The 3215-nt window shown below is 74.3% G+C and carries 3 protein-coding genes and 3 pseudogenes; 4 read left to right on the forward strand and 2 right to left on the reverse strand.

The window, feature by feature from the left end; translation table 11 throughout:
* The first annotated feature begins 13 nt into the window (after positions 1–13).
* From A5714_RS01435 to A5714_RS26850, 4 genes and pseudogenes are all read left to right on the forward strand, one after another.
* Positions 14–709 (forward strand): glycosyltransferase family 2 protein, encoded by a 696-nt coding sequence (locus A5714_RS01435; RefSeq protein ID WP_369829410.1) that lies wholly within the window; start codon positions 14–16, stop codon positions 707–709.
* Entirely contained in the window at positions 706–1659 is a 954-nt protein-coding gene (locus A5714_RS01440) for an acyl-CoA dehydrogenase family protein (protein ID WP_068071843.1), read from the forward strand. The genes A5714_RS01435 and A5714_RS01440 overlap by 4 nt, the downstream gene beginning before the upstream one ends.
* Complete coding sequence (locus A5714_RS01445; protein ID WP_068281987.1) at positions 1656–2420, forward strand: PIG-L deacetylase family protein; 765 nt, start codon at positions 1656–1658, stop codon at positions 2418–2420. The genes A5714_RS01440 and A5714_RS01445 overlap by 4 nt, the downstream gene beginning before the upstream one ends.
* Positions 2421–2452: 32 nt before the next feature.
* Positions 2453–2599: pseudogene (locus A5714_RS26850) on the forward strand (SAM-dependent methyltransferase); the annotation flags it as partial.
* Here the strand turns inward: A5714_RS26850 and A5714_RS27520 are convergent.
* Together A5714_RS27520 and A5714_RS25790 are read right to left on the reverse strand one after the other, a co-directional pair.
* A pseudogene (locus A5714_RS27520) lies at positions 2570–2734 on the reverse strand (endonuclease); the annotation flags it as partial. The pseudogenes A5714_RS26850 and A5714_RS27520 sit on opposite strands and share 30 nt — an antisense overlap.
* Positions 2735–2777: 43 nt before the next feature.
* Positions 2778–3215 (reverse strand): annotated as a pseudogene (locus A5714_RS25790) (SAM-dependent methyltransferase); the annotation flags it as partial.

A 3215-nucleotide genomic window follows, 5' to 3' on the forward strand; every position in this document is an offset into this window, starting at 1 on the left:
CGACGCCGCCGCCGTGGTGATTCCCGCGCACAACGAGCGGGGCAAGCTGCCGGCGTGCCTGCGGGCCGTTCTCACCGCCGCGCTGTGCGCACCCCTGCCGGTCACCATCGTGGTGGTCCTCGACGCCTGCGACGACGGCAGCGTGGACCTGGCCGGTGAGTACGGGCCCGACGTGCACTTCATCAGCGTCGACGCGCGCAACGTCGGCACCGCCCGCGCGGTCGGTTTCGGTTACGCCCGCTCGGTGCTGGGCGACGGCGTGCGCGAAGCCCGCTGCTGGTACGCCACCACGGACGCGGACAGCCGGGTCGATCCCGGCTGGCTGGTCCACCAGATCGCCGTCGGCGCGGACATGGTGCTGGGCGTCGTGCGGGTGACCGACTGGCGGCAGCACCCCGCCGCGGTCGCCGACCGCTACCAGCGTGGCTACGAGGCGGCGCTGGGGAGTTCGGGCGCCGACCACGAGCACGTCCACGGCGCCAACATGGGCTTCAACGCCCGGGCCTATTGGCGGGTGGGGGGCTTCCGGTCCCTCGCCACCGGCGAGGACCTCGACCTGGTCGAGCGGTTCGAGGCGGCCAACTACAGCATTCACCGGGACACCGACCTGTCGGTGATCACCTCTGCGCGAACCCAGGCCCGGGCCCCCTTCGGGTTCGCTCACCACCTCAGGCAACTGGGGAGATCGGCGGCGGGTGACTGCGCGTGACGGCGGGACTGGTCAGGCACTGGCTCGAGTCGGGACGGCTCGAGCTGCCGCTCCCCGCGTCCGGACGCACCGCCGAACGCTGGCAACGCCTGGCGCGGCTGGCCGAGGAGAACATCGTCGCCGCCCGGGTGGCCGAGGCCCACGTGGACGCGGTGGCCATCCTGCACGAGCTAGGCGGCAAGCCCCCTGAACCCGATCAGCTGTGGGGCGTGTGGGCGGCCGAGGCGCCGGATGCCACGCTGCTGGCCACCGACGTCAACGGCGCCGTCACCCTCAACGGCACCAAGGTGTGGTGCTCGGGCGCCGGGTTCTGCACGCACGCGCTGGTGACCGCGCGGCTCGGCGACGGGCGCCGCGGGTTGTTCGCGGTGGCATTGACCGATCCGTCCGTCAAACCGTTGCCCAGCACGTGGTGGAACGCCGGCATGGCCGGCAGTGACACCCGGCCGGTGCAGTTCACCAACGCCCAGGCCGTCGCCGTGGGCGACCCCGGCGACTACCTGCGCCGGCCCGGCTTCTGGCATGGCGCCATCGGCGTCGCCGCCTGCTGGCTCGGCGGGGCACGCCGGGTCGCCGATCCGCTGTATCGTTGCGCCGCAGGCGAGTCCGCCGACGCGTACTCCCTCGCCCACCTCGGCGCGGTGGACGCCGCCCTGGCGGCGAGCGACGCGATCCTGGCCGTGGCCGCGACGCAGGTCGACTCCGACCCGTTCGACCGCTCCGGCACCGCGCAACTGTTGGCCCGCCGCGTCCGCACGGTGGTGGAACACGCGGTCGACGAGGCCATCACCCGCACCGGCCGTGCGCTGGGGCCCGGTCCGCTCTGCCAGGACGGGCGGCACGCGCAGCGCGTCGCCGACCTGAGCATCTACATTCGGCAAAGCCACGCCGAGCGCGACCTGGCCGAGCTCGGCCGGTTGGCCGGGCAGCAGCCGGTGCGCACGCCTTGACGGCCCCCTGCAACTGCGCCCGATTCGCCGCCGCGCCGCTGTCACACGGCGGCACGCCCACCGAGTTGTGGCGCACCGCCTTTGCGAGTTCACCCCCGCCGCCGCTCGACCTCGCGTCGTGCCGGCACCTCGTCGTGGCGGCCCCGCACCCGGACGACGAAACCCTGGGCTTCGGCGCCACCATCGCCCAGCTGGCATCCGCGGGGGTGCCCGTGCGGGTGGTGTCGGTGAGCGACGGCGACGCCGCCCACCCCGGGGCGCCGGAGGCGCAGCGGTCTCGCCTGGCGGCCGTGCGGCGAGACGAAATACGGCGCGCCACAACCACTTTGCGCACGGCCGCACCCGTAGAACTGGGGTTGCCCGACGGGGAGCTGGCCGACCACGAGCCCGCGATAGCGCACGCCCTGACCCAACTGCTGCAGGATGCCGACGACGCGACGTGGTGCGCCGCCACCTGGCGAGGCGATGGGCATCCCGACCACGAGGCCGTGGGGCGCGCGGCGGCCACGGCGTGCGCGCGTACCGGGGCGACGCTGCTGGAGTATCCGGTGTGGATGTGGCATTGGGCGCAACCCGAGGATCGCGCGGTGCCGTGGGACCGGGCGCATTGCGTGCCGGCGCCCGGCTGGGCCACCGCACGCAAACGCCAAGCGGCGCAATGCTATCGGAGCCAGTTCACCTCGAGCGGGGACGAGCCGGCGGTGCTGCCGCCGTTCGTGCTGGACCGGTTGTTCGCGGTCGGCGAGGTGGTCTTCCGGTGACGTCGCGGCTGCCCGACGCGTACTTCGACCGCATGTACGTCGAGGCCGAGGATCCGTGGCGGCTCGCGACGCGGTGGTACGAGCGGCGTAAGTACGCGATCACGCTGGCGCTGCTGCCCCGGCAGCGCTACCGGCACGCCTTCGAGCCCGGCTGTTCCATTGGGACGCTGACCGCGCGGTTGGCGGAGCGCTGTGAGCGGGTGACCGCCGCGGACGTCGGCGACGAGGCGGCGCACGCAGTCGCGCAGCCGGTCCAGGTGGACGCCGTCGCCCACGGTTCGGCCGTGCAGGATGTTGAAAGTCGCTACCCGCATGGGTCTTCGCCTACCCACTTTCCCGGTCGCGGACGCGCGCCGCTCAGCACGCGCCCGGCACGTCCTCACGGGCGGCGACCGACCGGCCGTCACCGGTGTCGAACACCTCGATCACCACGTCGTCGTCCCGGTAACACCCCACCCGTGTCAGGCCCGGCGTGGCCGCGATGACGGCGTGTGCCTCGTCGCCGGTCAGTGGGTAGTCCGCGACGTCGTGCCGCCAGTGGGCGGCGACCACGGTGGCGCCCGGCAGCAGCCGCGGACATTCCCGCCGCAGCGTCGCGCCGAGCGCCTCCGCCTGCAGGTAGTAGCCGACCTCGCTGAGCACCAGCAGGTCGAACGGGCCGTCCGGCCACGCCGCGTCCAGTGAGGCACGCAGTAGCGTCACCCGGTCGCGGGCGCCCGCCGCCCCCCCCCCGGCGGGCGCCCCCCCCCCCCCCGCCGCCGCGCCCGCCCCGGCGGGCCCCCCCCCCCCCCGCGG

The organism is Mycobacterium sp. E2462 (genome assembly GCF_001672685.1).
Classification (GTDB): domain Bacteria; phylum Actinomycetota; class Actinomycetes; order Mycobacteriales; family Mycobacteriaceae; genus Mycobacterium.